Origin of the sequence: Sutterella massiliensis, assembly GCF_016899755.1 — a bacterium.
GTDB classification, from domain to species: domain Bacteria; phylum Pseudomonadota; class Gammaproteobacteria; order Burkholderiales; family Burkholderiaceae_F; genus Sutterella; species Sutterella massiliensis.
This window is the reverse complement of the sequence record NZ_JACJJC010000001.1, coordinates 99,344-125,167: the sequence shown is the minus strand read 5'-3', so window position 1 is coordinate 125,167 and position 25,824 is coordinate 99,344. Positions and strand designations below refer to the sequence as shown.

Below are 25,824 nucleotides of genomic sequence, written 5' to 3'. Positions count from 1 at the left end.
CTCAGAAGCGCTCGAAGGTCACCTGTCGGCCGATCTTGGCCCAAGCGGCGGATTCGTCCTTGAGCAGTACGTCGGTGAGCGGGTGTGCGTTAAGCCAGACACCGTCGAGCTTCACGACAAGTTCGCGCGGTCCCTTGCGGATGAAGGTCATGACGGGCAGTTCTACCGGACGTCGGGCATGCGCGAAGATCACGGCAAGCCGCAGGGCGAACGCCGCTTCGCACGTGATGATCGTGTCGAGCGCGTCTTCGATCTTCTTGAGGTTGCCGCGTTGCGAAAGCACGAAGGTCGCCATGATGTCTTGATCTTGGCGACCGAAGCCCGGCATGTCGGCATTGCTTACAACGTACCAGCTGTGCCGGTGGTAGCGCGACGAGGAAATATTCATCCCGACTTCGTGCAGGAGTGCGCCCCAGCGGACGTACTTGAGGTCGTCGGGCGAAGCACTCGGGCGAAGCGCGGTGTAGAGCTTCTCGGTGATGTCGGCGACACGGACGGCCTGTTCACGGTCGATCTGAGCGGCGCTCATCATGCTTTCGACTGTGATGTCGCGCGTGTCTTTGTCGCTCACGCGCCCGAGCAGGTCGTAAAGGAGCCCGACGCGAAGCGCGCCCGAGGCCGGTCGCATCGTTTCGATGCCGAGCGTTTTGTAGACGGCGAGCAGCACGGCCAGTCCGCCAGCAATCACCTCTTTGCGGTCTTCCTTGAGGCCATCGAAACGGATGTTCTTGACGTCTTTGGCTTCGAGAAGCTGCTTGCGAATTCGTTCGAGATGCTCGAGCGTTACCGTTCCGTCGCTCCAGCCTGAGGCGCGGGCGATATCGGACATGGCGCCGAAGGTGCCCGCCGAACCGAAGGCTTCTTCGTAGTTGCCGGCGCCAAAGCGGGTGATGCTCTCTTCGAGCTCTGCCTGGCAGGCAAGGACGGCGCGTTCGATCGATTTGGCGGTGATGCGCCCGTCCTGGAAAAAGCGAATCGACGTGTTGACGCAACCGATTCGGAAGCTTTCACACCGCTCGGCTTCAAGACCTTCGCCGATGATGAGTTCGGTGCTCGCGCCCCCGATATCGACGATAAGGCGTCGCTTCTCGGAGGGCGGCAGCGTGCGTGCGCAACCCTTGAAAACGAGGCGGGCTTCTTCATGGCCGCTCAGGATGTCGATTTTGTAGCCGAGCGCAGCTTCGGCTTTCTTCAGAAATTCTGCCGAATTGGTAGCAGCACGCATTGCCTGTGTGCCGACGGCACGCACACGTTCGGGCGGCAGGTTACCCAATCGTTCGCGAAAGCGAGAAAGCGCGCCGAGTGCTCTTGCCTGTGCTTCGGGTGTGAGCGCACCAGCTTCGTCAAAACCGCCTGCGAGGCGAATGGTTTCTTTCCAGTAGCTTTGCGTCGTAATGCGGTCGCCATGCACTTGACCGATTTCCACGCGGAAGCTGTTGCTTCCCAAATCAACGGCACCTAAAAGCATTTGAGCATCTCTACGAAAGGGGAACCTGGTTGCCCAGTTGGTTAGGTATCAGTTCGACGATGCGGTTTCCGGATAGTCCGGGTCGAGTCCGACGAGTGCGTTGGCAAACGGAACGGCGCGGAAGCGCTGTAGGTCTGCGAGCTGTTCGCCCACGCCGATGAAATAGATCGGTAGCGGTGCTTCGGCGCGCATGGCGCAAATGGCCGCCAGTACGCCGCCCTTGGCCGTGCCGTCGAGCTTCGTGATGATAAGCCCCGTGACCTTGACGGCCGCGTCAAAGGCCTTTACCTGCGCGAGCGCGTTTTGGCCGTTCGTGCCATCGAGCACAAGGAGCACCTCGTGCGGAGCACCTTCGAGCGCCTTATTTTGCGAACGGTGGATGCGGCGAAGCTCTTCCATGAGGTTCGCCTGCGTAGGCAGGCGTCCGGCCGTGTCACAGATGACAACGTCAATGCCGCGGGCTTTGGCGGCGCTCACCGCATCAAAAACAACGGCGGCGGGGTCGCCGCCCGTCTGTGAAATCACTTCGATACGGTTGCGCTCGCCCCAGACGGCGAGCTGCTCGCGCGCGGCGGCGCGGAACGTGTCGCCTGCTGCGAGAATGACGGACTTACCTTCCTCGGCAAGGAATTTGGCCAGTTTGCCGATTGTTGTCGTTTTGCCTGCGCCGTTAACACCCGTCATCATGATGACGAAGGGTTTTGAGGTTTCGACGTCAAGTGCGACTTCGGCGGGCTTCAGAATTTCGGCGAGCGCGTCGCGCAACGAGACGCGGACTTCTTCCTGCGTCTTGAGGCCCTTGAGCTTAATGTCGTCGCGAAGGCGTTGTAGGATACGGGACGTGGTTTCAACGCCGACGTCGGCGCTGATGAGCGCATATTCCAGTTCTTCAAGGAAGTCTTCGTCGACAACGCCGCCGGAAAAGAGGCCGACGATGTTGACGCGTGTGCGTGCAAGGCCGTTCTTGAGGCGGGAGAGCCACCCTTCAGAAGAAGATCCGAATTTCATACAGAGAGCAGTTAGAAGTCTTTTTTCGTAATGTCCGGTCGCAGCAGAGCAATGGGAGAGCGCAGCCGCTCGAATCCTTCAAGTTTAGCAACCTGTCGTTCGTCAAGGGCGGGAAGCGGTGTCGTCAGAATCGTGGGTGGTAAGTGGCGGCGCAGCCCGCTGGCGGTTGCTTCGCGCGCGGGGCTTCGGCCGACGCCCGAGCGTGTTCGCGAAACGGTGTTCGATTGGCTCAACCATCTCCTCGGCAGTCTTGAGGGGCTTGAGGCGCTCGATCTTTTTGCGGGGTCGGGCGCCATGGGCCTTGAGGCGGCGAGCCGAGGCGCAGCGCGTGTGCGGCTCATTGAAAAAAACGGCGAATCGGCGGCGAAAATCGACGAGTCGGTTCGACGTCTTAAGGGGGAGGACTGTTGTAGTGTCGTCCGAGGGGACGCTTTCGAGCTCATTCGCGCCGATGCGGGCCTTTACGATGTGATCTTCATTGATCCGCCCTACGATGCGTTGCTTCAAGTGAAGGCGGCAGCCGCCGCGCTTGAGCGAATGAAGGAAGAGGGGTTGCTTTATATCGAGCGCCCCGAGGGTAGCGCGCTTGATTTGACCGGACTGCCGCTCACGTGCGTTCGCAGGGGGACGGCCGGGCAGGTTGTTTTCGAACTCTATGCCCGAAACGGCTCTTTCATGGCGGGGCAGGCGAAGCTTCCCAAAGAAAAACTAACGAAAGCGCAGAAGGCTCAGCTTAAGCGCAAAGAGGAAGCGCAATGACGACGGTGGTTTATCCCGGGACGTTCGATCCCATGACGCGCGGACACGAGGACATCGTTCGACGTGCGGCCAAGCTCTTTCCGAAGGTGATTGTTGCGGTCGCCAAAAGCAGCGGCAAGCACCCGCTTCTCACGCTAGAAGAGCGTCTGCGCGCGGCTGAGGCTGCGTGTTCGGAGATCTCGAATGTGGAGGTTCGGGCATTCGAGGGACTTTTGAAAAACTTTGTTCTTGAGAACGGGATCGATGCAATCGTGCGCGGTGCGCGTGCAGTGAGCGACTTTGAATACGAATTTCAGATGGCCGGTATGAACCGGCGTCTGATGCCCAATGTTGAAACGGTTTTTCTCACGCCTTCGGACGACTATCAGTTCGTGAGCGGCACGTTCGTGCGTGAAATTGCTCTGCTTGGGGGGGCTGACGCCTCACAGTTCGTTCCTCCGGCTGTCTGGCCCATTCTTCAGACGGCCGCTGACCGCGCCCGGAAAGCCAAGCACGGTTAGACAGTAGCCTTTGCGATCAAATCAAATTGATCGGGGATCGGCGTTGGTTTCCGCCATCGGCGCGCTCGGGGCAGTCTGTGCGGGTGCGTCGTCCTCCCACGGCCAACGCCAGTTGTCGGGGAGCGTCGGCAGCTCAAAGTTCGGTGTCGAGATTGATTCTTCAAAGCTCGGTAACGCCGGCGCCTCGAGTCCTTCCCAGAAATCGCGTAGCGTACGCTTGAAGCGGCGCAACGCCCCTTCGATTGAGAAGCCGCTTGGGAGGATCTCTTCGACGTGCGCGTAGGCGCGTTGCCAATCAGGTGTCCAAACATATGCAGTCGGTGAGGCGCTGCGCTTGAGTTCCGCCGCAAGCGGCACATGCGGACGATCCTCGCCCAGAGCAACGTCAAAGCGTGTCTGCAGGGCGCTGCGGGTACCTGAGAATCCAGCATGCCAGTTTTCGCCGAGCGCTTCGCCTTTGATTTCGACGGCCGGAGCTTCGTCCACGGAGCTGCAACCCAGACACACATCGAAGCGAAGTGTCTCAAAGGGCGTTGCAGCTTCGGGCTTCACCACTTCGGGAGGCGTTTCTTCCGGGCGATCTGCAACGAGGATGTCAACGGCTTTGACGAGGTCGAACCCCTTGAGCACCCCCGTTCGAACAACCCCGCGAGCTTCCAGTTTCGAGAGGTAGGTCTCTGCGGATATGCGGCCTGAGGCGACAAGTTCGCCGCTCAGAACACCCGAGGCGACCGGCGAGAAGCCGAGTACACCAAAAAGACTTCCGGCGCTGCCGTCTGCGATGACAGCTTTCGCTCGCCAAGTTGCGTCGGGAGCGAGCGTTGCCGTGAAGGCAGTTTCACCAGAGAAACACTGCGCATTACGGCTCGAGACCGTGACGCGTCCGGCTTGGGCAATGACATCGGCCTGGAATGCGGTGGCCTGCGCATCGGCGGCAAGTCCAGTGAAGTCGAGCGTGCCCTTGAAGTCGATGTGGCGGGCGGCTCGCGCAAAAAGGCCGAGAAGCGCGGTCTCGTGTTCGGTCGGCTCGCCCGTGCGAATGCGTCCTTCGAGCAACGGGCGCTCGCTCGGCGAAAGGCCGGGAAGCGCAATGCGTGCTTTGAGTTCGGCGGGTGCTCCGAAGAAGAAGCCGTCGAGCGCAACGGCGCCCGAGCGCTCGGTGCGATCAATCTCAAGGGAGCCGGTCAGACGGTTTGCAGCGCCGGCGGCATTCCCCGGAGCCGTATCGATTGCGAGCTGCGAAAGTGCAGTGCGACCTGTTCCGAAGGCGTGTTCGAGCGAGCCGCTGGCAAGAAAGTTGAGCGTTTCCTCGCCGACTCGAGCTTGTACGTCGATTCGGAGTACGGCGGCAAAATCCGCCTCGGTGAGTCTGGCGCGAGGGGCAGTTGCCGAAAGCGTGAGACCTTCCGCACTTTGTGCGCGAACCGACAGATTCGAGACCTCGAGCCCTTCGTTTGCTAGCACGAGTGAATCGGCCGCGAGCGAGAGCTCAGTCTTTTCTTCGAAGGCAAGGCCAGAGAAAGCGGTACTGAGGGCATTGGCCCTCAGGCGACCATCCTTGCTTCGGGTGACAGCGGTCGATCCGAGGAACTCGCCCTTGAAGCCGCCGGCTATAAGAGCGGTGTTGATTTGAAGCGTCGCACCGTTTTCCGAGAAGTCCCTGAGTACGAGGCGCGTTCCTGTGAGCGTTGCGCCGGACGCGGCACCTGAGAGACGAATTTCGGCGTCGCGCAGTTCGATTTCATTAATTGTCCAGAAAACGTCGGATTCGCTCGAAATTCCCGGTTTTTTAGGTTGTTCGATTCGGTCGAGCTCTTCGTTCCCGACGCGAGCTTCGTCAGTCGGAGGTTCGGTCACAGAGGACTGCGCGGAACGCGGAAGTCGGATGCGCTCGGTGGGGACCTCCAGTACGGCACCGTCCACTTCAATGCGGGCGATTTTGGGTGTTTCGGCAAAGAGCGCGAAAGGTTCGAGCGTGAAGACCGCGCGATCGAACGCACCGAGCGCACAGCCAGTCTTTACATCGACGATTTCGCCAGCAGGGAGGGTTGCGACGAGTTTCGGAAAGCGCTTGAGCTCGGCGGGCTGCGGATTTTCAAGCCTGAGGCCTGCCGTCACCTCAAGAAAATGATTGAGACGTGCTCCGACGCGTTCGGGCGTCGTGAAGAAGAACTGCGCCGTCACAACGATAAGCGTCAGGACGGCGAGGATCAGGAGAACGGTGAGAAAGTAGCGCAGGTATCGCATGTGGGCGCGGAGCTCGAAGCTCGTCGAAACTCAAAGTGGCGACAGTTTGCCACAGCTCGAGCGGCAGCGACACGCACCCCCATGCCGTCTCTCGAAGTGTTTACTCGTTGCGGATGAGCCAGTCGAAGGCACTCAGTGCCGCCTTGGCGCCTTCGCCGAGAGCGATGACGATCTGCTTGTAGGGTACGTCCGTACAGTCACCTGCGGCAAAGAGCGCTTCGGCCGATGTGCGGCAGCGACTGTCGACGACGATCTCGTTCCAAGCATTGCGCTCAAGCGTCCCGGCAGCCCATTCCGTATTGGGAATGAGACCGATTTGAACGAAGGCGCCGGCAACGGAGAGCGTTTTATCTTCACCCGTCGTTTTGTCCGTGTAGCGAATACCCGTGAGCGTCTGACCGTCGCCCTCGAGCGAGGAGACTGCGGTGTTAAGAATGACGGTGGCGTTCTTGCAGGCCGCAAGGCGCTTTTGAAGCACTTCGTCGGCCGTCAGGGCACTGCCGCGTTGCAGCAGCGTAACGCTTCTGCAGATCCCCGCGAGGTCAATAGCGGCTTCAACCCCCGAGTTTCCGCCGCCGATTACGGCGACATCCTTGCCCTTGAAGAGCGGACCGTCACAGTGCGGGCAGTAAGCCACCCCTTTGCCCCGGTAATCGTCTTCACCCGGTACGCCGAGGGTGCGCCAACGTGCACCCGTCGCACCGATGAGAGTCTTCGTGCGAAGCTCTGCGCCCGATTCGAGCCTCACACGCCAAAGGCCATCCTCGGTCCGTTCGACGCTGTCAGCGACGGCAGGCGAGATCGTATCAACGCCGTAGCTCTGAACATGGCGCATGAAGGCCGAGCCGAGCGCCGGGCCGTCAACCTTGAGCTGCGAAGTGAAGTTTTCGATGTCGGCGGTTTCGTTGACTTGACCGCCGAGCCGCTCGGCGACGATACCCGTGCGAAGACCTTTGCGCGCTGCGTAAATAGCTGCGGTTGCGCCCGCGGGACCCGCGCCGAGAACAAGCACGTCGAAAACTGGTTTTTCCGAGAGCGCTGCGGCGTTTCGCGAGGCGAATTCGCTGTCGAGCTTCTCAACGATTTCCACGAGTTCGCGGCGCCCCGAAAGGAACGGTTCGCCGTTGAGGAAAACGGCGGGCACGGCAAGCACGTGGCGCGCTCTCACCTCTTCTTCAAAGAGGCCGCCGTCAATCACGGTGGTTGAAATGTTCGGGTTAAGCGAAGCCATCAACGTGAGCGCCTGCACAACGTCCGGACAGTTGTGGCAAGTGAGCGACATAAAAACTTCGAACTTAAAGTCGCCCGAGAGTGTACGGATGCGCTCGAGAATTTTCGGGTCCGCCTTGCTCGGATAGCCGCTTGCCTGAAGCATCGCGAGAATGAAGGACGCGAATTCGTGCCCCATCGGCAGCGCCGCAAAACGGATTTTCATGTCCGTGCTCGTCCCCGAGATGGAAAAGCTCGGACGGCGCAGACCGTCCGCATTGTCCGCAACGACGGAAATTTTGTCCGAGAGGCCAGCGGTATCGGCGAGAAGCTCGGCCATCTGGCGCGAAGCGTCGGAGTTGTCAAAAGCGGTTTTGAAGACGATCGGCTCAACGAGTTTGTCGAGGTAGACCTTGAGCTGTGTTTTGGTAGCGGTGTCGAGCATGTAACAGGCTGCGGTCGGCAGAAGAAGAGTTCTCAAGACAAAGGGCCTGCGCATCAATGCGAGGCCCTTTTTTGCGGCGGAATTTTCGCTGAGAGGGGCTTGGTGAACCCTCCCTCGAAAAAGCGCTCCTAGTGTGCGTCAGCAGTGATTAGATCTTGCCGACGAGGTCGAACGACGGGGTGAGCGTCGCCGAACCCGGGCGCCAGCGGGCCGGGCAGACCTGGCCGGGGTTCTGTTCGACGTACTGCGCAGCTTCGACCTTGCGAAGGAGTTCAGCAGCATCACGGCCAATGCCTTCGTCGTGGTGTTCCATCGCGACGATCTTGCCTTCGGGGTTGATCACGAACGTGCCGCGCTCGGCCAGGCCGGCTTCCTCGATCAGGACATCAAAGTTACGCGAGAGAACAAAGGCCGGGTCGCCGAGCATCGGGAACTGAACCTTACCGACAGCCTGGGAGCTTTCATGCCAAGCCTTGTGCGTGAAATGCGTATCGGTCGAAACGGAGTAGATCTCGACGCCGAGCTTCTTGAATTCCTCGTAGTGGTCGGCGAGGTCTTCAAGTTCCGTCGGGCAGACGAAGGTGAAGTCGGCCGGGTAGAAGAAAACGACGGACCAGTGACCCTTGAGATCGGCATCCGTCACCTTCTTGAAGGCGCCGTTCTGGAAGGCATCGACCGAAAAGGGCTGAATTTCAGTTCTGAGCAGAGACATCGCGGTAATCCTTTAAATGAGAATGATCCGTATCGCGGATCGTTTTCAGAAATATAGCAGAAAAATATTAACGCATGCAAATTCGTAGGTTTTAGCTATTGTAACGGCGCGTTAAACAATGCCGAATCCATTGGGCAGGAGCAGAGTAGGGCTTTCAGCGGAATCGCTTTCTAAGTTCTCGTCTGATGTTCGGAGCGAGTCGCTCCAGTGCATCGAGTGTCGTAAAGATAGAGGCGCGGCCGCGCTGTGAAAGTTCGCGAAAACGAAGCAGAAGTTCGTTTTCTTCTTCCACGACGAGATGCCGTTCGTCGGCAATGATGTAGAGAATGTCAAAGCCGCAGGCATAGAGTCGCGGCATACGATAGATGCCCGGATCGGCTTCGCCGGACTCGAAGCGCGCGTAGACATCGATGGGCACGCCGAGCAGTTGAGCGATCTGCTGAGGCGTGTAGCCGAGGCGCTCGCGCTCCTCGCGAAGGCGTCGACCGGTTTCCTGACGTTTCTTGGTGGAAGTGGTTGCCATCTGCGTAGCGGGGATCGGGGGCGAGAGTGAAGAATGAGGACGGTTTCCGAGGGCCATGCGGCTCTCGGCTCGATCCTGTTGTTCGCAGTCAGTATAAACGAAGGCCGAAGGCCGACAACTGCGGCACTCCGGCCCATGGTGCGGCCGCTCGCCTCTCGGACGGCGGCCGGGCGTCAAGCAAAGGTTCTTTAGACGTTGAAAAGGAAGTTCATCACGTCGCCGTCCTGAACGACGTAATCCTTACCTTCGGCGCGCATTTTGCCGGCTTCCTGGGCACCCTTCTCGCCGCCGTAGGCAATGTAGTCGTCAAAGCCGATCGTCTGCGCACGGATGAAGCCGCGCTCGAAGTCGGTGTGGATGACGCCGGCGGCCTGCGGCGCCGTATCGCCCTTGTGGATCGTCCAGGCGCGCACTTCCTTCACGCCCGCAGTGAAGTACGTCTGCAGACCGAGCAGGTCGTAGGCTGCGCGAATGACGCGGTCGAGACCGGGCTCATGCATGCCCATGTCTTCGAGAAACATCTGCTTGTCGGCCTCATCAAGGTCGGCAATTTCGGCTTCGGTCTTGGCGCAGACGGCGACGACCGGGGCGTGTTCGGCCGCGGCGAGTTCGCGAACGGCATCCAGAAGCGGATTGTTTTCGAAGCCGTGATCTTCCACGTTGGCCACGTACATCGTGGGCTTGACGGTCAGCAGGAAAAGCGGACGCAGGATTTCGAGCTCTTCCTTCGTGAGCTTGGCTGCGCGAACCGACTTGCCCTCGTTAAGGAAGGGCTGAATCTTTTCGAGCACGAGCACGAGCTTGAGTGCTTCCTTGTCGCCGCCCGAGCGGGCCTGCTTGGCGTAGCGATTAAGCGCCTTTTCAACCGTGGCGAGGTCGGCGAGCGCAAGTTCGGTGTTGATGACGTTGATGTCGTCGATCGGGTCAACCTTGCCGGCGACGTGGACGATGTTTTCATCGTCAAAGCAGCGCACGATATGTGCGATGGCGTCGCACTCTCGGATGTTGGCGAGGAACTGATTGCCGAGGCCTTCACCCTTGCTCGCGCCGGCAACGAGGCCGGCGATGTCGACGAATTCGACCGCTGCGGGCACGATACGTTCGGGGTGAACGATTTCAGCGAGCTGCGCGAGACGGGGATCGGGCACCTCAACGATGCCGACATTGGGCTCGATCGTGCAGAACGGATAGTTTTCGGCGGCGATGCCTGCCTTGGTCAGTGCATTGAAAATGGTCGACTTCCCGACATTGGGGAGTCCGACGATGCCGCATTTCAAACCCATGGTTGTGCTTCTCTAATAGGAAATGGTTTTGCGGTTCGATAAGCAAAGCATTCGAACCGAACGTGAACCAACTATTTTAACGAATCGGCTTTGCCGTCCGCGTTGGCCGTGTTGAGGGCTTCGGTTTGCAGAAGTGCCGCGAGCGCACCCAATTCGGTCTCGTCAAAGCATTGCACGCCCATCGCTTGAAGTGCGGCAGCGGCAACACCTCTGCCACACGTAAGACGACCTGAAAAAGTGCCGTCGTAGATGGCATGTACGCCGCAGGAGGGGCTTTTGGCTTTGAGGAGCGCGAAGCGCGTACTCTTTTCTCGCGCTTTGGCGCAGGCAAGCTGCGCGCCTCGTACGAATGCTTCGGTTCGGTCAACGCCAGCCTTGTCGCGTACGAGAGCGCCGCCGTTCAGCACGTCTTCACCGCTCGCGCCAGGCTCGATTTCGCTCGGCGCACGCGGTGCGGTGAGACCGCCGTCCGACTCCGGACAGATGTCAACGAAATCGAGCTCCATTGCGCAGTTAGAGGCGACTAGCTCTAGCATTCCGAGCTCGACGGGTTTGCTTTGTCCGTCGTAGCGGCAGGGTACCCCCAAAAGGCAGCGGCTGATCAGAAGCGTCGTCATGCGGATTTTGCTTTATTTGGCCGAAGAGCTTTCGGCAGTTGCGGCTTCATCCTTGGCGGCTTTCTTGGGCGAGGGCGTCTTCTTCGGAGCACCGAATTTTGCGAGTGAACGGGTTGCACGCGTCATGTCACCCTCGGCAAAGAGATCCGTCACCTTGAGCGCTTCACTAATGCAGCGCTCGATGGCTTCTTCGTGTTCGGCAGACGGCGCGGAAAGAACGAAATCAAAGACCTGCTGTGCCAGGCCGAGCGTTCGGGGGTGTCCCGTGCCGAGACGAAGGCGCCAGAAGTCGGGTGTACCGAGTTTGGCAGTAATGTCCTTGAGGCCGTTGTGACCGGCGTTGCCGCCGCCGCACTTAAGCTTCATGCAGCCCGGGGGCAGGTCGAGCTCATCGTGCACGACAAGGATCTCGTCGGGCAGGATTTTGTAGTAGAGCGCGAGTGCGACAACGGCCTGACCGGATGCGTTCATAAAGGTCGTGGGCTTCAGAAGCCACACGTCGTGTCCGTTGAGACGCACGCGGCAGACTTCGCCCTTGAACTTGCTCTCTTCGCGGAACATGGCGCCTTCGCGCCGCGCGAGTGCATCAAGAAGCCAGAAACCTGCGTTGTGGCGCGTGCGAACGTATTCGGCGCCCGGGTTACCGAGACCGACGATAAGACGGATGGGTTTGGGATCGGCCATCTGTTATCTCATTGAGGATGAATTCGAAAACGCGGCAGTGGCCGCCCGCCGTATCCGCAATATTCTGTGCTGCGGGCGACCGGCCGCCATCATAGCTGCCTACGCTGGGCTTAGCGACGCGGACCTCTGCGCCCGCCGCGGGGGCGGCGTTCGGCCGCGTCAAAGCGCTCAAAACGCTCGCTTCGGTCGGCGCGATCGCTCCGATCCTTGCGAACGGAGCGTTCACCGTCAAAACGCTTTTCCTCGCGCTTTTGCGGGAACGAGTCGCTGTTTGATCGGCCTTTTCGCTGTGGTTGACCGCCGTCGAGTTTCACCGTGACGGTACGGCCCTTGAAGCGTGCATCCTGCAGGGCGGCGACGACCGTTTCGGCTGTTTCGCTTTCTACTTCGGCAAGTGTGAAACGATCCGAGATTTCGATTGCGCCGATCGCCTTCGAGGAGATGCCGGCTTCGTTAGCGATGGCGCCGACGATGTCTCCCGGGCGAATACCGGCAAAGCGGCCCGCGCCAATAAAGATGCGCGTCATGCCGGGTTCGGGATCGCCCGTACGGTCGCTGCGCGTGCGCTCGCCGCGCTTTTCCTGGCGGGTGCGCTGGCGGTCGGTAAAGGTCGGGATGTCGGTGTCGTCATCGTCGGCGCCTTCATTTTCCTGCGCCAGCTTGAGTGCGGCAGCGGCAACTTCAAATGGGTCATGCTCTTCACAGAGCGATTCGACAACGACGCGGAATCGCTCAAGCGCCTCGGTGTTCTCGGCTGCGAGAATCTCTTCAATGCTGCCGCGAAGCAGTTCCAGGCGCTTGGCGCGCACGTCGGTTGCCGAAGGTACGGAGCAGATTTCGATCTTCGCTTTCGTTACCTTTTCAAGCATGCGCAGATGGCGGTGTTCGCGCGGCTCGAGAATCGTGATGGCAGTGCCGCTACGCCCCGCGCGCCCGGTGCGGCCGATGCGGTGAATATAGGTCTCGTAGGAGGCAGGGATGCCGAAATTGATGACGTGCGTAAGGTTCTCAAGGTCGATCCCGCGCGCTGCGACGTCGGTTGCAACGATCGCATCGACCTGCCCGGAACGAGCTCGGCGCATGACGCGGTCGCGTGTCGGCTGGTCGAGTCCGCCATGGAGCGCTTCGACGCTGAAGCCGCGCGCGCGAAGTGCTTCAGTGAGGTCGTCAACTTCATTGCGGGTGCGCGCAAAAATGATGGCGAGTTCGGGTGCTTCCAGGTCGAGAATGCGGCCGAGTGCAGGAATGCGGTAGTTCTTGCCGACCACGTAGGCAATCTGCGGCACGCGCGGCGTTTCGCCGTCTGCGGCGGGCGCCTTGGCGATCGCGATGCGGATTGGGTCCGAAAGGCGGTCTTCGGCAATGCGGGCAATTCGCGGCGGAAGCGTCGCGGAAAAGAGTGCCGTCTGTACCTTGCCGGGAAGTGCGTCAAAGATCGCGTCGAGTTCATCGGCAAAACCGAGGTCGAGCATCTCGTCAGCTTCGTCGAGCACGACGGCTTTGATGCTCGCAAGCGAAAGCGTGCCGCGGGAAATATGGTCGAGTGCACGCCCGGGCGTAGCGACGACGACGTGCGTGCCACGCTTTAAGGCACGGATCTGGCGGCCGTATTCCTGACCGCCGTAGATAGGCGTAACGACGATGCCAGCGTCGCGGCCGAAACTGTGAAAGGCTTCGCTCACCTGCAGGCAAAGTTCACGCGTGGGCGTGACGATGAGAACAAGCGGTTCGGCGGCTTCTTCGCCCAAAAGCCAATGTTCAAGAAGCGGCAGCGAAAATGCAGCGGTTTTGCCGGTACCGGTCGCAGCTTGGCCGAGTACGTCGCGACCGGTGAGCAATGCCGGAATTGCTTCCTGCTGAATAGGAGTCGGCTCTTCAAAGCCGAGTTTAGTCAAAGCGTCAACGACGACGGGCGAGAGTCCGAGATCTGAAAAGGTAGTCATGTATGGGGCTAAAAATCAGATCAGCCGCACGCCTTGCACAAACGTTCTTCAACTCGATAAAAGGCAGAGGCTGATTCAATGGAAAGTCCGCATTACTGCGCGGACGGATAGCTTGGGAAGCGTTCAGGCGCGAGCGGCCCGTGAAGCGCTATGGGGAAGAACGGCGTACGCCAACAAATTAGAGCCGGTTTCTTCGGGGTGTCGAAAACAACACAAGGCCCGCAGAATCATTCCTGCGGGCCTCGCGGGTTTCAAACCTTAAACGGCTTGAAATTCTCTTTGCTTAGGCAGCGGGAGCGGGAGCGGCTTCGGCAGCGGGAGCAGCTTCGTCGGCGACCGTGACTTCTTCTTCCACGGGCTTGATGACCGAAGCGATAACGACATCGGCTTCAACCGTAACGCCTTCGGGCAGAACGAGGTTCTGCGAGAAGAACGTCATGCCGGATTCCATCTTCGAGAGGTCGACGCTGATGAATTCGGGCAGGTTGCGCGGCAGGCAGGTCACTTCGACGTAAGCAACGGCGTGGCTGATGATGGCCTTGTCGAGCTTGACGGCGGGGCTTTCTTCTTCGCCGTGGAAGTGCAGCGGCACGCGCATCGTGACGTTTTCGTTCGGGTCGATGCGCTGGAAGTCGATGTGCATGACCTGCGGCTTGTACGGATGCATCTGGAAGTCGCGAAGAACGACGAGCTGTTCCGTACCGTCAAGTTCCATCGTCAGGATCGAAGCGTGGAACTTTTCCTTGCGCAGAGCGTAAAAGATCGGATTGTGTTCGAGCTCGATCGGCGCAGCGGGTTCCTTGCCGCCGTAAAGAATGCCCGGCAGCTTGTCCGCACGGCGCAGACGGCGGCTCGCACCCGTACCTTGCGCTTTGCGCGTGGTGGCGATGACTTTCATGGGTAACTCCAAAAGAGATTCGTAATTAAAAGAAAAACATTTGTCCGCAATCGCGACCAACTGCGGACAGACGTGCCTCGTAAAAAGTTATTCCGTGAAGAGGCTGCTCACGGAGTCTTCACGCGCGATGCGCAGAAGCGTTTCGCCGATGATGTTCGCGCAGCTGACCTGGCGGATCTTCGGGCAGGCTTCAGCGGCCGTCGACAGCGGAATGGTATTCGTGACGACGAGCTCATCGAGCGCAGAATTCGTGATTCGTTCGATAGCGGCACCGGAGAGCACGGGGTGCGTGATATAGGCAACGACGCCGAGCGCACCGCGTTCCTTCAGGGCACCGGCGGCATTGCAGAGCGTGCCGGCCGTATCGACGATGTCGTCCGTGATGATGCAGGTACGGCCCGAGACGTCACCGATGATGTTCATGATTTCGGCGACGTTGGCGCGCGGACGGCGCTTGTCGATGATGGCGAGGTCCGTTTCGAGGGCTTTGGCCATGGCGCGGGCGCGAACGACGCCGCCGATATCGGGCGAGACGACGATCGGGTTTTCCAGCTGACGGGTTTTCAGGTCTTCGAGAAGCACCGGCGTTGCATAGATGTTGTCGACGGGAATATCGAAGAAGCCCTGAATCTGGTCAGCATGCAGGTCCATCGTGAGGACATGATCGGCACCGGCCGACTGGAGCATGTTGGCCACAACCTTGGCGGAAATGGCGACGCGAGCCGAACGAGGACGACGGTCCTGACGGGCGTAGCCGAAGTACGGAATGGCAGCCGTGATGCGACGGGCCGACGCACGCTTGAGCGCGTCGATCATGATCATCAGCTCCATCAGGTTGTCGTTCGTGGGAGCACAGGTGCTCTGCAGCACGAAGACATCCTTGCCGCGGACGTTGTCAAGCAGCTGAACGTTGACTTCGCCGTCGCTGAAACGGGTGACGGTCGCTTTGCCGAGCGGAATGTTGAGGTACTGCGTAACGGCTTGGGCAAGCTTGGGATTGGCATTGCCCGAAAAAACCATCATAGTTTCCGGCACGATCGAGGCCATGATTTCTCTCTTCTCTCAGTCGGGAGCGTCTGCTCTCGAGGGTTAACTGAGTCTGACGGGCGGGCCCCGTCAAGGCTTGGGAAACCGGTCGATGAATTCACCGGCCGGCAAAGATCGGGCGAACCCGAAAGGAATTCGTGCGTTTGGCAGGGGCAGAAGGATTCGAACCTTCGGTACACGGAATCAAAATCCGTTGCCTTACCGCTTGGCTATGCCCCTAGCGCCATTTTCAATTCATCCATCCGCAGAGCGGATGTTCGTGCAGGCTGCGTACGCGGAAGTGACGCCAATTCGACGGCAAATCGCCTAGCGCAGGTCCCTGTCGACCGGTCACGGCAAACACCGCGCTGCCCGACCCCGTCATGCGGGGGCGTAGCCCTAAGCGTTTGAGCGCTTCTAAGGCTTGCGCGATCAGAGGTTCGACGTTCTCGGCCACCGGCTGCAGGTCGTTTCGACCCGGCAAATCCGGCCAGTTGTCCTGGATGCTCTTTGAAAAGACAGACATTTTGAGGGATTCGGTATTTCTTGTCAAGTTTGGCGAGCGGAATATTTCGGCGGTCGAAACCCCTTTGCCGGGCCAGAGAATTTCGTACTCGGCCTGCGGGATTTCAAAGGAAGAAATGCGCTCGCCGATGCCCTCGACGAATCCCGATCGGCCCCAAATAAAGAAAGGGACATCGGCGCCGAGCGTCTCGCCGATTTTCATGAGTTCTGCTCGAGAAAAGTCGAGTTCCCAGAGTCGGTTGAGGCCGATCAGGGTGGTTGCTGCGTCCGAGCTACCGCCCCCCAAGCCTGCGCCAGCAGGGATGCGTTTTTGGACAGAAATGTTTGCACCGAGTTCGGGCCGGCCCGCCGCGGTTTTGAGTGCGCGCGCAGCTCGCGTACAAAGGTCGTCTTCGGCGCAGCAAAGGAGGTCGCCCGTGCGCACGATTCTGTCGTCGGACCGCACAACGAGGTCGATCTCGTCGGCGAGCGATACGAGCGTAAAGATCGACTGCAACAGGTGCTTGCCGTCTTCGCGGCGACCGATTACGTGCAAAAAGAGATTGAGCTTTGCAGGGGCGGGGAGGCGCAGTGCACTGCGGGCAGTGACGTCGGGAGTCATGGCTTAGGTCTTACTGGGTCACGCGTCGTTCACGGCGAGAATAAGTTTGATTTCCGGGATTTGTCCGGCACTTTCGTGTCTAAACACCAGGCGCCGAGGCGTACCCGAGCTCGTTCGCGAGGAGATTTCGTACTGCCAGCCGCCCGCACTGCCTGTATCAGCGCTGCCGTTTTCGCCCGAAAGAAGGTCAATCAAAAGTTCGACCGGAACGGTGAAGCCGAGGCGTCTGAGCAGAAGTGCGTCGATGTTCGGCGCTGTTGCGGGTTCGGAACTGCTGCCAAACCAGAGGCTTGCGCCTTGCGATGTCGATTCGATGCGGGCAATCACACCCGAGAGCGGCGTCAAAAGGTCGAGTCTGCGAAAGTCGGGGGCTTCGACGAGTTCGAAGCGCCCCGTTTCGCTGACGTTCTGCGCAGCCGAATGCGCAACGAGCGAGAAGCGCCCCTGCCAGCGTCGGGCTTCTCGGGGCAGTGTCTGACAACCCGAGAGAATGGCTGCGGCAACAAAGCACGCGAGTCCGAGAAAAGCGCGACGGCCGATCACTTGAGCGCCTCAGCGGGCGAGCGCATGAATGCGCGGTTCGAGTTGCCGGCAGCGTCCTTTTCTTTCGGCAGCGTGAGCTTGAACGTTTCGGCTGCTTGCGCCGCTTCAGGGGTGATGCCGTTGCGCTTTACGAAACTTTCGAGCGAGCGCTGGGCCTCGGCTGTTCGGTTGGCGGAGGCCAGTATTGCGATGAGGTGAAGTTCCACTTCCGGATCGTAGAGACGCTTGAGCGAAGCCTGCGTAAATTCGTATGCCGCTTTGAGCTTGCCTTCGCGGAAGCAGAGCCAGCCCATCGAATCGAGGATGAACGGATCGAGCGGCGCCGCGTTGTAGGCACGCTCAAGGAGTTCGCGCGCCTTCTCGAGATCGGTGTTCTCTTCGACAAGCAGGTACCCGAGCGCATTGTTGGCTTGAACGTGGTTCGGGTTGAGTGCGAGCAGATGCTCGAGTGTCTCATGCGCTTTATCCGAGTGTCCCGTTTCCTCGGCAATCATTGCGGCTTCATACAGAATTTCGGGTTCGTTAGGGAAGGCCTTCACAGCATCGAGCATGACACCGTAGGCTTCGTCCGGACGATTCTGCTCGAGAAGGAGCTTAGCTTCGGCTCCCCAGAACATGGGGGCGTCAAGGGGCAGCGTGCTTCGCGCTTCCTGCAGGATGCGGCGCGCTTCTTCGACCTTGCCCGTATCGGTGAGGCAGAGGGCCTCGCGAAGTCGCGCTTGCGAGGCAAAGGGCCCGGTCGTTAGTTCCGAGAAGTATTCGGCAGCACGGGCGGGGGCGTTTTGCATGAGCGCGGCATTGCCGAGCTGCAGCCACACATCCAATCGTGAAAGATCAATTTCGGGACTCTCTTCACGAAGAGTCTCAATATAGGACTTGTAGTATTTCTCGGCGAGTACTGGATTTGCACAGTCGGCAGCAAGCTGTCCGGCATTGAAGAAGAGCTTCGGGTCTTTCTTGGGGTGCTTCATGGCGCGGTCGAGTGCCGCGAGTGCAGCATCCCTGCGTCCAAGACGCTGCTCGACGCGCCCGAGGATGAGACGAATGTAAGGATCGTTGGGGTTGCGCTTGAGGAAGTCCGTCAGGAGCTTGCGCGTGGCGCGCGTGTCGGTGCCCCAGCAGACGTCGGCGGCTTCCCCGGTGAGCTGCGTGTCGTCGGGGGTCTTGCGGATCGCATCACGCGCGATGCGGCAGGCCTGCGGTCCGTTGCCTGAGGCGAGTTTAAGCTGGGCGAGCGACATGAGAACGTCCGGACGGTTGCCGTATTTTTCTACGTAGGGGGCGACAAGTTCGCCGAAGGTGTCCATGCCCTGCTTCTGGGTACGCGCAAAGACGCGCATCACGCGGGCGAGCCAAGCGCCGGGTTCCTGCGGCTTGTTCTTAGCGGCTTTCTCGGATTTGCTCGGCTTGTTCGATTGGGTGTCGGATTTCGCATTGGCGCCGAGGGCGGCATCCATTGCCGCGAGCGCTTTAGCCATGTCTTCCTTGTCGTTGCGGTCGACCGCATCGGCAAGCTTCGTTTGCAGGGCCATTTCCGAATTCGGATCGAGCGTGAGCCACAGATCGGCTGCTTCCAGCAAGCGCGAAGAATTGCGCGAAGCGACGGCCGCTTCCCAGGCGTAAGCGGCAATCTGTGCGTTCTTTTCCTTTTTCGCCGCGTCGGTGAGTGCGGCGTAGGCGTAGTCGAATTCGCCTCGGTGTACCGCAATGCCGCTCGAGATCAATTCAAAGAGCGTCATGTCCGGGTGCGTCATCTTCGGATGTCCCTCAGGGAGCACAGGGTGTCCCGCCGGCAGCTTGGGGGCGTCTGTTGAGGGCGTGTCCGCGAGCGCCGGAACGCAGGAACTGCAGCCGAGGGCGGCCAGGAAGAAGAAAAAAGTTTTGAGCTTGGAAGCTGACATGGCGCAGGGGGATCGAACGATTCCGTTCGAGCGCATTGAACGGTCAAAGGAAGGAAACATTCTATCTTTTGCGACCCGAGGATAGCGGCAGCGGTACTGCAGACAAATGTGCAAAAACGCTTCCATACTCGCGCAACGCGGTCGGTTTTGTCGCCCTATGAGACAATTCGGCCCTGGATTTACGTCGCAATGGAGTTTTGGATGCAGTCCTTCGCGCAAGCCGTGGCGAGCTGGCAGCTCGCAGCCGGCCGACTAGATTTGCCGTGGCAGAAGTTCTCCTCGCCCTACGAGCGGCTCGTGAGCGAAGTAATGCTGCAGCAGACCCAGGTCGACACGGTGATTCCCTACTTCCAGCGCTTTCTCGAAAAATTTCCGACGGTAGAGGCACTTGCAGAGGCTGCCGAAGACGATGTCTTCGCACTTTGGGCCGGTCTCGGCTACTACACACGTGCGGCTAATCTTCGAAAGGCTGCTCGGTACGTGGTCGAGGAGCTGCACGGGTGCTTTCCGACGGATGCCGAGGGACTTCTGGCGCTGCCTGGCGTGGGACCTAGCACGGCTGCAGCCGTGGCGGCCTTTACGAGCGGTGAGGCAAAACACCCGATGATCGACGGCAACGTCAAGCGCGTGCTTTCGCGCGTCTTTCTCATCGATGGGCGCATCGGGGAAAAGTCTTTTGAGAAGGCTGTTGCCGAAAGAGCGTATCGCGAGTTGCCCGAGAGCGAAATCATCAGCCCGTATACGCAGGGGCTCATGGATTTGGGGTCTGGTGTCTGTAAGCGCACGAAGCCTTTGTGTGATGCATGTCCGGTTGCCCAGATGTGCCGAGCTCGCCGCACGAGCGATCCCTCGCAGTACCCAGGCAAACGTCTGCCGCCGAAGCGAACGGAAATGCGTGTGGCGTTAGCGTTTGTTGTCGACCAGCGCGGTGTGTGGCTGCAAAAGATCAACCGTTCGATCTGGAAGGGCCTTTGGACACCGCCCTGCGGTATGTGGTCTGCAAGCGAGGTGTCTGAGGCAAAAATCGAGGTTTTCCTCTCGGAGCTACGTGGCGAAGTCGGAAGCGCTCACATCGAAAGCGAGCGCTCACTTTCTGTTTTTGCGCACGACCTTACGCACCGGCGGCTTTACGTTGAGCCTTACGTTTTTGTGGTCAAGGGGCTGGAGATACTGACGGGGTGCGAGCATTTCGCCTTTGAGGCGTTGCCAGGCGTTCCCAAGCCCGTTGCTGCGGTCCTCTCGCAGCTCGCGCTCGATTAACTTCAAGTTTGAGCGGGCAACGAGCCGCTCTCGACCTTCAGATCGTCTGAAGGCGCCGCTCGCCCGCGTGCGACGTCTGGTCGAGCATGCGGTGGCGGACGATAGTGGCGGTTTCTTGGGCGAAAATCCGTCCGAGGGACTCTGCGACGTAGACCGAGCGGTGCTGTCCGCCCGTGCAGCCGATGCAAACGGTGAGATAGTGACGGTTCTGTGCCTTGAAGTGCGGCAGCCACTTTTTAATGTAGCCCGCAATGTCGCCGATCATCTCGCCCACGAGCGGCTGGGCGGCCAAGTAGTCGGCGATCGGCTTGTCGCGGCCCGTGAGTGGTCTAAGCGCAGGGACGTAGTAGGGATTCGGCAGACACCGTACGTCAAAGACGAGATCCGCTACGACTGGGATGCCGTTCTTGTAAGCAAAGGATTCGAATGTGAGCGTGAGCTTTGCTTCGGGCTCCCCGATGAACTGCTGCACCCAACGGCGCAACTGTGATGGCAATAGTCCCGTGGTATCCATGACGTGCGCAATAGCGGCAACCGGTTCGAGCAACTCGCGCTCTTTACCGATGGCTTCCTGCAGCGTGACTTCCTGAGCGAGGTGCTGCGCGTGGGTCGAGAGCGGGTGACGGCGGCGCGTTTCCGAAAAGCGCCGCACAAGCTCGGCACTCGAAGCGGTGAGAAAGAGCACTCGGATGTCAAAACCTTTGCCCTTGAGCGTATCGAGCGTCTTGAGCGTACCTTCGAATGTGGCATGCGAGCGCGCGTCAATTGCGACTGCGGCAGAACGGGTTCCAGACGCTGCAAGGCTTTCGGCGACAGGGAGTAGAAATTCGGCAGGCAGGTTGTCGATGCAGTAGCACCCGCTGTCTTCAAGCTGTCGAATGGCAATGGACTTGCCGCTGCCGGACAAGCCTGTAACGAGCGTGAGTTGCATGGGCGAAACACTATCAGGACGGTGGATTGAAAAGCGGCATGAGCATTGCTCGGCCAGCGTCTGTTTTAGCAGTTTGATCGTCCCGATGCGCGCTCGGGTGCCCGAAAAGCGTCTTTAGCAAAAGGCTTTTCGAGACGCTGTTGGCAGAATCAGGCCTCGTGAGTGCTCGTAGCAGCGGGTTGCTCGGCAAAAGGAGAATTCCAGTTTGCGATGAGTTCGCACGCCCCCACGGCTTCCGTCGTGTTGAGGAGGCCTTCGCGCACGGCGTCGTCGGCGAAGAGTGCCGCAATTTCGCGAAGGATCTGCAGGTGTTCTTCGGGATTGTCTTGGGGGACAAGCAACGTCATGAAGAGCCGCACGGGCTTGTCGTCAGGCGCATCGTAGGCGATGGGCTGCTTCGTTCTGAGCAGAACGAGTGCGGGCTCCTGCAGCGACTCGAGGCGCCCGTGCGGCACTGCGCAGCCGTGTCCGAGCGCAGTGGAGCCGAGACGCTCTCGCGCCATGAGGGCCTCGAAAACGGTATCGTGGTCTTCACCGTAGGCAGTTTCAATGGCAAAAGAGGCTTCTTCAAAGAGCCGCTTGCGGCTCACGACGTCGATGTCGAGTCTGACGGTGTCTATGGTGAGGTACTGCGAGAGAAGATTCATGACTGGGAGAGTCTGCGCGCTCTCAATCGCGCAGGGGGAATGCCTTCAAGATCGCGGTATTTTGCCACCGTTCGTCGGGTGATGTCGCATCCCTCTTTGACGAGGCAGTCCGTGAGGGCCTGGTCTGAAAGCGGGGCTTCGGGGGATTCCGTGCGGATGATTTCGGCGATGCGGCTTCGGATCTTCTGCTGTGAAATGCTCTCGCCGCGCGCTTCTCCGCCCTTAAGTGCGGCTCGGGTGAAAAGGGTGCGCAGCTCGATCGTTCCTTTGGGCGTTTGCAGAAATTTCCCCGATACGGCACGCGACACGGTGGACTCCGAAAGACCGAGCGCGGCTGCCGTTTCCTGAATTGTGAGCGGCACGAGTGCACTTGCGCCGGCATCAAAAAATTGGGCCTGCCGATCCACAGCAAAGCGTGCAGCGGCAAGGAGCGTTGCATGGCGCGCTTCAAGTGCGGCGACAAGGTTCCTGGCTTCTCGCAGATAGCGAGCGAGGGGCGAGTGCTCGTCAAACGAAGCAAGGTGCGAGCTGCTCGAGAGCCGCAACTGCGGAACCGCATTGGGGTTAAGGTGAACGAGCCAGGGCGAGGCGCCTTTTTCAGATGCCTCGGCACGAACAACGAGCAGGTCAGCGACGACATACTGCGGTGCCTCGACCGAGAAGTCGGCTGCAGGATGAGGGTTCAAGTGCGTGACGAATTCGAGCGCCTCCTCAAGGATCGCCTCGTCTTCTGGCATGCCGATGCGCTTGAAAACCGAACGCAAGCGCTTCATGTCGCGCTTAGCGAGTGCGCTCAGGTCGTTCTTGAGAATTTCGCAAAGGAGATCCGCGCCCGCTTTTGAGACAAGGCCGTCGTCACAGGCACGCTGCGTTTCGATGACAAGCGCTTCAACGGCCGAGGCTGCGCCGACGCCGGGCGGATCGAATGTCTGAAGCGTCTTAAGGGCAGTCGACCACGCTTCAAGCGGCACATCGGCAACCTGCCGGTAGCTCTGCGCAACTTCTGCAAGCGGTGTCGAGAGGAAGCCGCGCTCGTCAAGCTCTTCAATGAGGCATTCAACTAGCAGGTGCTCGGTGTGCGCCAACGCGAGCGAGGCGAGCTCGGCAAGAAGGCGCTTTCTGAGCGATTCGGGTTGCGCAACTTGTTCGACGGGTGAAATGTCGTCGCGATACGAGCCGCTTGCTGCCGGCCACTCGGTGTAAATGCGCTCGAGCGGACTCTGCTCGGTGACGCCGGGAGGCGTTTCACCGAAGCGGTCGGCGGACTCTCCGGGTTGCGAGGCGTCCTCACGCTCGATGCCCGTCGTTACGTTGACGGGTAACGGGGTCGAGAGTTCGTCTCGTTCGAGAAAGGGGTTTTCTTGTGCAGCGAGTTCGGCTTCGGCAAGAAGTTCTGCCGCGGGCATCTGTAGCACCTTGAGGGCAAACTGCTGTTGTGGTGCGAGCGCCTGCTGCTGTGTTTGGAGGACGGTTAGGCTGTTGGTCAGCATCGGATAAAAAATGGACGGGCGCTCGAGAAATCGAAGGCACCCGCCTTGGCGCTACATGCTGAAATTGTCGCCGAGGTAGAAGGCTCGGACGTCGGGATTGTTGATGATCTCGTCGGGCAGGCCCGAGGCGAGAACACGGCCCTCGTTGATGATGTAGGCGTGATCGCAAATGGCAAGCGTTTCACGGACATTGTGGTCGGTGATCAGAATGCCGATGTTGCGCTCCTTGAGGAATCGAACGATTCGCTGAATTTCGATGACGGCGATTGGGTCGACGCCGGCGAAAGGTTCGTCAAGCAGAATGAAGCGTGGATTGGCCGCAAGTGCGCGTGCAATTTCCGTTCGGCGGCGTTCGCCCCCGGAAAGCGAGAGCGCCGTGTTGGTACGGATATGCTGAATCTGCAACTCGTCCAGAAGCATTTCGAGGCGCTCGTTGATTTCCTTCTTGCCGAGCGGTCGGCCGTTGTCGTCTTGCTGCAGCTCGAGAATGGCCTTGATGTTTTCTTCGACAGTAAGCTTGCGGAAAACGCTTGCTTCCTGCGGCAGGTAGGAAAGGCCGAGGCGCGCACGCTTGAAAATCGGCATGTGCAGAATCGACTGGCCGTCCAGTTCGATGCTGCCGTCGTCGGCGACCACGAGGCCGACGACCATGTAGAAGGTCGTTGTCTTGCCGGCGCCGTTCGGACCGAGCAGGCCGACGACTTCACCGGACTTCACGGAGAGATCGACGCCGTTGACAACGCGGCGCGATCCATAGTGCTTCTTGAGCCCTTTGGCTTCAAGCGTGTGGACGCGGCGGTGCAGCGGTGCATCGCGGTTGAGTTCGTTCGCGGTCATTCTTCAAAAATTACTGCTTGGCGGGAGCGGAAAGCGTTTCGGTGCTCGAGAGCGAGGCGCCGTCTCGCGGCGCAGCGTTCTTGTTGCTACGAGGCGCGATGATCGTCGTGACCCGCTGGCGCTTGCCGCCGACAACACCGCCGTCAACGCTCGAACGGGCGAATCGCATGTCGTAGACAATCTTTTCGCCTTGTGTCATGTCTTTTTGCTGGCCGTTTTCGGTGCGGGAGAGCTTGGCGCCGCCCGTAAGCGTGACAGTGTCGGTTTCTTCGTCATAGACGATGCGGCTTGCCTGTGCGTGCACCCATTCGTCGATGTTAGGCGTTTTCGGGTTCGGATCGCGCTGTTGCTTGAAGCGCGCGGGCGAGCCCGTGATGGTTGCCTGGCGGTAACCCTTGGGCGTGATTCGCAGCTCGAGGCGTGCGCCGAGGAGATTCATCGACCCCTGATCGACGCTCACGTTACCCGAGTAGACGGCTGTCTGCTTGACCTCGTCGCCGTTGAACTGATCGGCGTGGACTTCGATCGGCTGTTCTCGGTCCGTGGCAAGCGCAAAAACAGGCGAGACAAACGCCGCGGCGATGGCGGCAACGATGAATTTCTGCATGATCATTGGCCTCACTGAGCGGAGGGCTGTTGGAAATTCTGCGGATGAAGCACCGTGTGGACGCGGCTGCGCAGCTCAACGGTTCGGGCGACGTTATCGTACACCATGCCGCGCGCTGCTTCGCTCGTGTCCGTACCGCGCGTCATAAAGACGGGATGTTCCGTTTCGAAGCGGTGCGTATCAAGCCATCCCCGCAGATACTCCGTTCGGAACGTAACTTCCGGGGCAACGCCAAACGGCGCCTGGCGAACGAACACGCCGCCCGAAAGCTCGATCGTTTCAAGGCCATCGTCGCTCCAAGCTTCATCGGCACGGGCGGTGATTTGCGCGCGTGCTGGGTCGAGCGTCAGGAATCTCGCATCAAGCGCTCGCATCCGCTCGTCGGAAAAATGTTCCATGCTCGAGGCGACGAGGCGTTCTGTCGCCACGCCCTTTTCGTTGAAGTCGGTGAGCGTGACGTTCTGCGCGGTAAAGTCCGGGCTCGATTCGCTCGGGATATAGCGCAGGCCGCTCAGCGTCGTTTGAATCGAGTAGTAATAGCTGAGGCCGATGAGCCCGAGCAGGATGCTCGAGCCGACAATGGCGGTGATGCGCTCACGGATGACTAGCCTGCGGTGTGCCATTTACTGCCCTTGCGAAAGGTAAAGCGAAGCGACAAGTTCGTCCCATTTGCCTTGCGCTTTGAGAATGCGCTCGGCAAGCTCGCGAACGGCACCGCGACCGCCGTCGAAGGACGAGCGCCAGTGCACGTACGGGGTCAGTGCATCGCTGCCATTTTTGGGCGTCGCAGCGAAGCCCGCGACGCGCAGGCACGGCAGATCCGGCAAATCGTCGCCCATGTAGGCAAGTTCGTCGGGACGAATGTCGAGCGCTTCGAGCATGCGCAGTAGAGTTGGACGCTTTTCGAGCTTGCCTTGTTCGACCTGGCGGATGCCGAGCTCCGCGGCGCGGCGCGCGACGATCTCAGACGTGCGTCCCGTGAGAATCGCGACCTCAATGCCGGCTCTTTGCAACAGCTTGATGCCGAGACCGTCGCGAACATTGAAGGACTTGAAGAGCTCGCCCGTCTGCGAAATAACAATGCTGCCGTCGCTCAGAACACCGTCGACATCAAGTACCACAAGACGAATTTTAGTGAGACGAACATCGAAACTCATAGT

The 25,824-nt window shown here is 59.7% G+C and carries 25 protein-coding genes and 1 tRNA gene; 3 read left to right on the top strand and 23 right to left on the bottom strand.

Going from position 1 to position 25,824, the window contains the following annotated elements:
- Nucleotide 1 precedes the first annotated feature (1 nt).
- Nucleotides 2–1,468 carry a Ppx/GppA phosphatase family protein gene (locus H6A60_RS00575; RefSeq protein WP_205101400.1) on the bottom strand — a complete coding sequence of 489 codons (1,467 nt, stop codon included), beginning with the start codon at nucleotides 1,466–1,468 and terminating at the stop codon, nucleotides 2–4.
- A gap of 48 nt (nucleotides 1,469–1,516) precedes the next feature.
- Nucleotides 1,517–2,476: a signal recognition particle-docking protein FtsY gene (ftsY, locus tag H6A60_RS00570; protein WP_205101399.1), complete on the bottom strand. Its 960-nt coding sequence runs from the start codon at nucleotides 2,474–2,476 to the stop codon at nucleotides 1,517–1,519.
- A gap of 30 nt (nucleotides 2,477–2,506) precedes the next feature.
- On the opposite strand from ftsY, the gene rsmD reads away from it, so the two are divergent.
- Both rsmD and coaD read left to right on the top strand, forming a co-directional pair.
- On the top strand, nucleotides 2,507–3,235 hold the full coding sequence (gene rsmD / locus H6A60_RS00565; RefSeq protein WP_439145064.1) for a 16S rRNA (guanine(966)-N(2))-methyltransferase RsmD: 729 nt from the start codon (nucleotides 2,507–2,509) through the stop codon (nucleotides 3,233–3,235).
- Nucleotides 3,232–3,735, top strand: a complete 504-nt coding sequence (coaD, locus tag H6A60_RS00560; protein WP_205101397.1) for a pantetheine-phosphate adenylyltransferase — start codon at nucleotides 3,232–3,234, stop codon at nucleotides 3,733–3,735. The genes rsmD and coaD overlap by 4 nt, the downstream gene beginning before the upstream one ends.
- 21 nt (nucleotides 3,736–3,756) lie before the next feature.
- Here coaD and H6A60_RS00555 read toward each other — a convergent pair whose 3' ends face one another.
- The 14 genes from H6A60_RS00555 to H6A60_RS00490 form a co-directional block, all read right to left on the bottom strand.
- Nucleotides 3,757–5,982: an AsmA family protein gene (locus H6A60_RS00555; protein ID WP_205101396.1), complete on the bottom strand. Its 2,226-nt coding sequence runs from the start codon at nucleotides 5,980–5,982 to the stop codon at nucleotides 3,757–3,759.
- Between the two features lie 100 nt (nucleotides 5,983–6,082).
- Nucleotides 6,083–7,636 carry an alkyl hydroperoxide reductase subunit F gene (gene ahpF, locus H6A60_RS00550; protein WP_205101395.1) on the bottom strand — a complete coding sequence of 518 codons (1,554 nt, stop codon included), beginning with the start codon at nucleotides 7,634–7,636 and terminating at the stop codon, nucleotides 6,083–6,085.
- 148 nt (nucleotides 7,637–7,784) lie between these two features.
- Nucleotides 7,785–8,348, bottom strand: coding sequence for an alkyl hydroperoxide reductase subunit C (gene ahpC, locus H6A60_RS00545; RefSeq protein ID WP_205101394.1), 564 nt, complete (start codon nucleotides 8,346–8,348; stop codon nucleotides 7,785–7,787).
- Between the two features lie 154 nt (nucleotides 8,349–8,502).
- Complete coding sequence (locus H6A60_RS00540) at nucleotides 8,503–8,871, bottom strand: helix-turn-helix domain-containing protein (protein ID WP_205101393.1); 369 nt, start codon at nucleotides 8,869–8,871, stop codon at nucleotides 8,503–8,505.
- A gap of 188 nt (nucleotides 8,872–9,059) precedes the next feature.
- Nucleotides 9,060–10,154, bottom strand: a complete 1,095-nt coding sequence (gene ychF, locus H6A60_RS00535) for a redox-regulated ATPase YchF (protein WP_205101392.1) — start codon at nucleotides 10,152–10,154, stop codon at nucleotides 9,060–9,062.
- A 71-nt stretch (nucleotides 10,155–10,225) separates the two neighbouring features.
- The gene (locus H6A60_RS00530; RefSeq protein WP_205101391.1) at nucleotides 10,226–10,771 is read right to left on the bottom strand and encodes a 2-thiouracil desulfurase family protein; all 546 of its coding nucleotides are present in this window, start codon (nucleotides 10,769–10,771) and stop codon (nucleotides 10,226–10,228) included.
- A gap of 12 nt (nucleotides 10,772–10,783) precedes the next feature.
- Nucleotides 10,784–11,455, bottom strand: a complete 672-nt coding sequence (gene pth / locus H6A60_RS00525) for an aminoacyl-tRNA hydrolase (protein ID WP_205101390.1) — start codon at nucleotides 11,453–11,455, stop codon at nucleotides 10,784–10,786.
- A gap of 110 nt (nucleotides 11,456–11,565) precedes the next feature.
- Entirely contained in the window at nucleotides 11,566–13,398 is a 1,833-nt protein-coding gene (locus tag H6A60_RS00520; protein ID WP_205101389.1) for a DEAD/DEAH box helicase, read from the bottom strand.
- Between the two features lie 283 nt (nucleotides 13,399–13,681).
- Complete coding sequence (locus H6A60_RS00515) at nucleotides 13,682–14,296, bottom strand: 50S ribosomal protein L25/general stress protein Ctc (RefSeq protein ID WP_205101388.1); 615 nt, start codon at nucleotides 14,294–14,296, stop codon at nucleotides 13,682–13,684.
- A gap of 87 nt (nucleotides 14,297–14,383) precedes the next feature.
- Nucleotides 14,384–15,343 carry a ribose-phosphate pyrophosphokinase gene (locus H6A60_RS00510; RefSeq protein ID WP_239477488.1) on the bottom strand — a complete coding sequence of 320 codons (960 nt, stop codon included), beginning with the start codon at nucleotides 15,341–15,343 and terminating at the stop codon, nucleotides 14,384–14,386.
- A 144-nt stretch (nucleotides 15,344–15,487) separates the two neighbouring features.
- A tRNA-Gln gene (locus H6A60_RS00505) sits at nucleotides 15,488–15,562 on the bottom strand.
- 10 nt (nucleotides 15,563–15,572) lie between these two features.
- Nucleotides 15,573–16,448 carry a 4-(cytidine 5'-diphospho)-2-C-methyl-D-erythritol kinase gene (gene ispE, locus H6A60_RS00500; RefSeq protein ID WP_205101387.1) on the bottom strand — a complete coding sequence of 292 codons (876 nt, stop codon included), beginning with the start codon at nucleotides 16,446–16,448 and terminating at the stop codon, nucleotides 15,573–15,575.
- A gap of 18 nt (nucleotides 16,449–16,466) precedes the next feature.
- Nucleotides 16,467–16,991 carry a lipoprotein insertase outer membrane protein LolB gene (locus H6A60_RS00495; RefSeq protein ID WP_205101386.1) on the bottom strand — a complete coding sequence of 175 codons (525 nt, stop codon included), beginning with the start codon at nucleotides 16,989–16,991 and terminating at the stop codon, nucleotides 16,467–16,469.
- Nucleotides 16,988–18,892 carry a tetratricopeptide repeat protein gene (locus H6A60_RS00490; RefSeq protein WP_205101385.1) on the bottom strand — a complete coding sequence of 635 codons (1,905 nt, stop codon included), beginning with the start codon at nucleotides 18,890–18,892 and terminating at the stop codon, nucleotides 16,988–16,990. Before H6A60_RS00490 ends, H6A60_RS00495 begins: the two co-directional genes overlap by 4 nt.
- 201 nt (nucleotides 18,893–19,093) lie before the next feature.
- Between H6A60_RS00490 and mutY the strand changes: the two genes are divergently transcribed.
- Nucleotides 19,094–20,152 (top strand): A/G-specific adenine glycosylase, encoded by a 1,059-nt coding sequence (gene mutY, locus H6A60_RS00485; protein WP_205101384.1) that lies wholly within the window; start codon nucleotides 19,094–19,096, stop codon nucleotides 20,150–20,152.
- A gap of 37 nt (nucleotides 20,153–20,189) precedes the next feature.
- Here mutY and rapZ read toward each other — a convergent pair whose 3' ends face one another.
- The 7 genes from rapZ to H6A60_RS00450 all read right to left on the bottom strand — a co-directional run bounded on the left by rapZ (nucleotide 20,190) and on the right by H6A60_RS00450 (nucleotide 25,821).
- Nucleotides 20,190–21,083 (bottom strand): RNase adapter RapZ, encoded by an 894-nt coding sequence (gene rapZ / locus H6A60_RS00480; RefSeq protein WP_205101383.1) that lies wholly within the window; start codon nucleotides 21,081–21,083, stop codon nucleotides 20,190–20,192.
- Nucleotides 21,084–21,232: 149 nt separating this feature from the next.
- Nucleotides 21,233–21,730: a PTS sugar transporter subunit IIA gene (locus H6A60_RS00475; protein ID WP_205101382.1), complete on the bottom strand. Its 498-nt coding sequence runs from the start codon at nucleotides 21,728–21,730 to the stop codon at nucleotides 21,233–21,235.
- Nucleotides 21,727–23,220 carry an RNA polymerase factor sigma-54 gene (gene rpoN, locus H6A60_RS00470; RefSeq protein ID WP_205101381.1) on the bottom strand — a complete coding sequence of 498 codons (1,494 nt, stop codon included), beginning with the start codon at nucleotides 23,218–23,220 and terminating at the stop codon, nucleotides 21,727–21,729. Before rpoN ends, H6A60_RS00475 begins: the two co-directional genes overlap by 4 nt.
- A gap of 51 nt (nucleotides 23,221–23,271) precedes the next feature.
- Nucleotides 23,272–24,057 (bottom strand): LPS export ABC transporter ATP-binding protein, encoded by a 786-nt coding sequence (lptB, locus tag H6A60_RS00465; protein ID WP_205101380.1) that lies wholly within the window; start codon nucleotides 24,055–24,057, stop codon nucleotides 23,272–23,274.
- A gap of 10 nt (nucleotides 24,058–24,067) precedes the next feature.
- Complete coding sequence (lptA, locus tag H6A60_RS00460; RefSeq protein ID WP_239477487.1) at nucleotides 24,068–24,664, bottom strand: lipopolysaccharide transport periplasmic protein LptA; 597 nt, start codon at nucleotides 24,662–24,664, stop codon at nucleotides 24,068–24,070.
- Nucleotides 24,665–24,675: 11 nt separating this feature from the next.
- Nucleotides 24,676–25,287 carry an LPS export ABC transporter periplasmic protein LptC gene (gene lptC / locus H6A60_RS00455; protein WP_205101378.1) on the bottom strand — a complete coding sequence of 204 codons (612 nt, stop codon included), beginning with the start codon at nucleotides 25,285–25,287 and terminating at the stop codon, nucleotides 24,676–24,678.
- Nucleotides 25,288–25,821 (bottom strand): KdsC family phosphatase, encoded by a 534-nt coding sequence (locus H6A60_RS00450; protein ID WP_205101377.1) that lies wholly within the window; start codon nucleotides 25,819–25,821, stop codon nucleotides 25,288–25,290. It abuts the gene before it with no gap.
- Between the last annotated feature and the right edge of the window lie 3 nt (nucleotides 25,822–25,824).

What these genes read in the sequence shown, in the direction of transcription:
- H6A60_RS00575 (WP_205101400.1), bottom strand. Translation starts at nt 1,468, where the DNA reads ATGCTTTTAGGTGCCGTTGATTTGGGAAGCAACAGCTTCCGCGTGGAA.
- ftsY (WP_205101399.1), bottom strand. Translation starts at nt 2,476, where the DNA reads ATGAAATTCGGATCTTCTTCTGAAGGGTGGCTCTCCCGCCTCAAGAAC.
- rsmD (WP_439145064.1), top strand. Translation starts at nt 2,507, where the DNA reads ATGTCCGGTCGCAGCAGAGCAATGGGAGAGCGCAGCCGCTCGAATCCT.
- coaD (WP_205101397.1), top strand. Translation starts at nt 3,232, where the DNA reads ATGACGACGGTGGTTTATCCCGGGACGTTCGATCCCATGACGCGCGGA.
- H6A60_RS00555 (WP_205101396.1), bottom strand. Translation starts at nt 5,982, where the DNA reads ATGCGATACCTGCGCTACTTTCTCACCGTTCTCCTGATCCTCGCCGTC.
- ahpF (WP_205101395.1), bottom strand. Translation starts at nt 7,636, where the DNA reads ATGCTCGACACCGCTACCAAAACACAGCTCAAGGTCTACCTCGACAAA.
- ahpC (WP_205101394.1), bottom strand. Translation starts at nt 8,348, where the DNA reads ATGTCTCTGCTCAGAACTGAAATTCAGCCCTTTTCGGTCGATGCCTTC.
- H6A60_RS00540 (WP_205101393.1), bottom strand. Translation starts at nt 8,871, where the DNA reads ATGGCAACCACTTCCACCAAGAAACGTCAGGAAACCGGTCGACGCCTT.
- ychF (WP_205101392.1), bottom strand. Translation starts at nt 10,154, where the DNA reads ATGGGTTTGAAATGCGGCATCGTCGGACTCCCCAATGTCGGGAAGTCG.
- H6A60_RS00530 (WP_205101391.1), bottom strand. Translation starts at nt 10,771, where the DNA reads ATGACGACGCTTCTGATCAGCCGCTGCCTTTTGGGGGTACCCTGCCGC.
- pth (WP_205101390.1), bottom strand. Translation starts at nt 11,455, where the DNA reads ATGGCCGATCCCAAACCCATCCGTCTTATCGTCGGTCTCGGTAACCCG.
- H6A60_RS00520 (WP_205101389.1), bottom strand. Translation starts at nt 13,398, where the DNA reads ATGACTACCTTTTCAGATCTCGGACTCTCGCCCGTCGTCGTTGACGCT.
- H6A60_RS00515 (WP_205101388.1), bottom strand. Translation starts at nt 14,296, where the DNA reads ATGAAAGTCATCGCCACCACGCGCAAAGCGCAAGGTACGGGTGCGAGC.
- H6A60_RS00510 (WP_239477488.1), bottom strand. Translation starts at nt 15,343, where the DNA reads ATGGCCTCGATCGTGCCGGAAACTATGATGGTTTTTTCGGGCAATGCC.
- ispE (WP_205101387.1), bottom strand. Translation starts at nt 16,448, where the DNA reads ATGACTCCCGACGTCACTGCCCGCAGTGCACTGCGCCTCCCCGCCCCT.
- H6A60_RS00490 (WP_205101385.1), bottom strand. Translation starts at nt 18,892, where the DNA reads ATGTCAGCTTCCAAGCTCAAAACTTTTTTCTTCTTCCTGGCCGCCCTC.
- mutY (WP_205101384.1), top strand. Translation starts at nt 19,094, where the DNA reads ATGCAGTCCTTCGCGCAAGCCGTGGCGAGCTGGCAGCTCGCAGCCGGC.
- rapZ (WP_205101383.1), bottom strand. Translation starts at nt 21,083, where the DNA reads ATGCAACTCACGCTCGTTACAGGCTTGTCCGGCAGCGGCAAGTCCATT.
- H6A60_RS00475 (WP_205101382.1), bottom strand. Translation starts at nt 21,730, where the DNA reads ATGAATCTTCTCTCGCAGTACCTCACCATAGACACCGTCAGACTCGAC.
- rpoN (WP_205101381.1), bottom strand. Translation starts at nt 23,220, where the DNA reads ATGCTGACCAACAGCCTAACCGTCCTCCAAACACAGCAGCAGGCGCTC.
- lptB (WP_205101380.1), bottom strand. Translation starts at nt 24,057, where the DNA reads ATGACCGCGAACGAACTCAACCGCGATGCACCGCTGCACCGCCGCGTC.
- lptA (WP_239477487.1), bottom strand. Translation starts at nt 24,664, where the DNA reads ATGCAGAAATTCATCGTTGCCGCCATCGCCGCGGCGTTTGTCTCGCCT.
- lptC (WP_205101378.1), bottom strand. Translation starts at nt 25,287, where the DNA reads ATGGCACACCGCAGGCTAGTCATCCGTGAGCGCATCACCGCCATTGTC.
- H6A60_RS00450 (WP_205101377.1), bottom strand. Translation starts at nt 25,821, where the DNA reads ATGAGTTTCGATGTTCGTCTCACTAAAATTCGTCTTGTGGTACTTGAT.